Annotated in this window: 2 protein-coding genes, 4 tRNA genes, 1 rRNA gene and 1 pseudogene; 1 reads left to right on the top strand and 7 read right to left on the bottom strand. The window is 49.8% G+C overall.

The features are described from left to right. Nucleotides 1–31: 31 nt before the first annotated feature. From GZ1_RS11770 to GZ1_RS19640, 6 genes are all read right to left on the bottom strand, one after another. Nucleotides 32–124, bottom strand: a tRNA-Ser gene (locus tag GZ1_RS11770). A 17-nt stretch (nucleotides 125–141) separates the two neighbouring features. Beyond that, nucleotides 142–224, bottom strand: a tRNA-Leu gene (locus GZ1_RS11765). A gap of 7 nt (nucleotides 225–231) precedes the next feature. Then, nucleotides 232–303: transfer RNA gene (locus GZ1_RS11760), tRNA-Ala, on the bottom strand. Nucleotides 304–307: 4 nt separating this feature from the next. Continuing rightward, a tRNA-Val gene (locus tag GZ1_RS11755) sits at nucleotides 308–382 on the bottom strand. Between the two features lie 9 nt (nucleotides 383–391). Next, a 5S ribosomal RNA gene (rrf, locus tag GZ1_RS11750) occupies nucleotides 392–508 on the bottom strand. A gap of 334 nt (nucleotides 509–842) precedes the next feature. Further along, a complete protein-coding gene (locus tag GZ1_RS19640) occupies nucleotides 843–932 on the bottom strand; it encodes a putative holin-like toxin (protein ID WP_021322622.1) in 90 nt (29 codons plus the stop codon). A gap of 311 nt (nucleotides 933–1,243) precedes the next feature. Between GZ1_RS19640 and GZ1_RS19820 the strand changes: the two are divergent. Further along, a pseudogene (locus GZ1_RS19820) lies at nucleotides 1,244–1,399 on the top strand (DUF2238 domain-containing protein); the annotation flags it as partial. Nucleotides 1,400–1,444: 45 nt separating this feature from the next. On the opposite strand, the gene GZ1_RS11745 reads toward GZ1_RS19820, so the two are convergent. Continuing rightward, a partial coding sequence (locus GZ1_RS11745; protein WP_255211289.1) for a DUF6044 family protein occupies nucleotides 1,445–2,099 on the bottom strand: 655 nt, incomplete at its 5' end.

Here is a 2,099-nt window from a genome sequence, read left to right as displayed (position 1 = left end):
AATAGAAACGTCAGTACAAATGACAGCTTTATGGCGGAGGAGGAGGGATTCGAACCCCCGCGGGCTGTGACACCCCTATCGGTTTTCGAAACCGACCCCTTCAGCCAGACTTGGGTACTCCTCCATAACTGTTTGGAGCGATGCGGTCGAGAGGACTTGAACCTCCACGGGGTTGCCCCCACTAGGCCCTCAACCTAGCGCGTCTGCCATTCCGCCACGACCGCGTAGAAGTGGAGCGTAGGGGATTTGAACCCCTGACCTCTTCGCTGCCAGCGAAGCGTTCTCCCCCTGAACTAACGCCCCATCATGGTGGAGTATACTGGGATCGAACCAGTGACCCCCACGCTGTCAACGTGGTGCTCTCCCGCTGAGCTAATACTCCACGTTGTTTGCCTAGCAGCGACCTACTCTTGCAGGGGCGCTGGCCCCAACTACCATCGGCGCTGGAGGGCTTAACTTCCGTGTTCGGGATGGGAACGGGTGTTTCCCCTCCGCTATCACCACTAGGCAATGGCGACGATATTTATTATAAAACAATAAAACAGTTTGTCAAGGATTTTTTATTGTCGTTCCTTCAGAATCGGAACGACAATGTAAAATTTACTATAAAAAAACGAAAGAGTCAACCCTCTTTTTCATTTTTTTCGATCTTCACTGTCCCTTTCTCGAAAATTCTTGTCATCCCCTTCTTTATACGCGTATAATAAAGGAAGAAGGAACGTATAATAAAGCAGGGCATTGGCGGCCACCAATGCCCTGTCCATACACAGCCGCTGCAAGAAGTGCAGTGGCCCAAGCCTCGGGCATCGTAACCTACCCTCGCCTCGGCCTAGCAGGGTGGGTTACTTTTTGTCTTTGGATACGGCGATCACCGCGACGATGAGTGACGCAAACGCAATCATGAGCGTCAGCGCGTCGGCAATCGACATCATCAGCACCACCCCCTTTCGTTCAGGGAGTGGCCACTGCCCACCCTGCATATGGCTGTGCATGTTTCATTATACCATCAAATCAAACAAATGCGAATATACATTCGCATCCTCGTTGAAAATTAGGAATGTTTCCCTACCCGAGGGGGACAAACGCCACTTTTCCTGTTGCTTCGTATCGCCGCTTCCACAGTCCTTCTCCCCTGCTTCCTATAACCGCTGAAACTCCGACGTTTTCATCAAGCGCTCGAAAAAATGATTTGTATAAAATCAGCGTTTTTCCGAATAATGACCATAGACGAATCTCGCTGTTCCAAGGAGGAAAGGCATCGAAAGATTTTTTGGGCACGCAAGGCGATATTTGGGACACCCAATGGGATATGGTATGCACATTGATTGGGACACTGATTGCCCTATGGCTGCTCTCAAGGTGGCACGACCGGCAGCTTGCGCAGTTGAATGAGCGCTAAATCAAGAAAACAGCGGTTCCCCCTTTCAAAAGGGAGCCGCTGTTTCTATTTCACCTTGTACAAGTAAATCGTCCACGCCGACTCATCGGACGTAAATCTTTTCTCAAGCGTGAGGCCGTTTTCCGCCGCGTTATCGATCGGAACGGCCGAGAAAACGTAGCGGCCGCCCATTTTTTTCAACTGTTCTGTATTCAGCAGCAAGTTCTTCAGCCGCTTTTTCGAGTGTTTCGTGAACATGTACCGTTTTCCAAGTTCCGCTGTAAAAATATAGCAGCGCCCGCCCCATTCGTCAAAATATGTGCGGATCGTTTTGCTTTTTTCCAGTTCACGTTCAATGATTTTGCGGAACTCGTATTTATATGACAGCGGATAAAAGTTGTTGTACGTATCGAGCGTATAAAACCCGTTGTATTGCGCGATGGCGGGGTGAATGCCGATGCTGACGACGCGGTAGTCGGACACCGGGAGCCCGATGTATTGCTTGATTTCTTGGAACTGTTTTTCCGCGTAAAATTGTTTTACCGTCGGCTCGTAGCGGAAGACGATTTCTTCGTTAATCAAAAACACCAAGATCACTTGGGCCGCTAGCAGCCGCTTCGCCCACTTTTCTCCTTTTTCGCTGTATTGCCATACGATTTTCAGCGCCAGCGCAAACTGCACATAAATGACAAGCGGGCGCAAAAAATGAAAGCGGGCAAAG

It is taken from the genome of Geobacillus zalihae NBRC 101842 (assembly GCF_001544135.1).
In the GTDB taxonomy this organism is placed as follows: Bacteria; Bacillota; Bacilli; order Bacillales; family Anoxybacillaceae; genus Geobacillus; species Geobacillus zalihae.
Note: the sequence above shows the minus strand (reverse complement) of the source record. Positions and strands in the feature narration are given on the sequence as shown.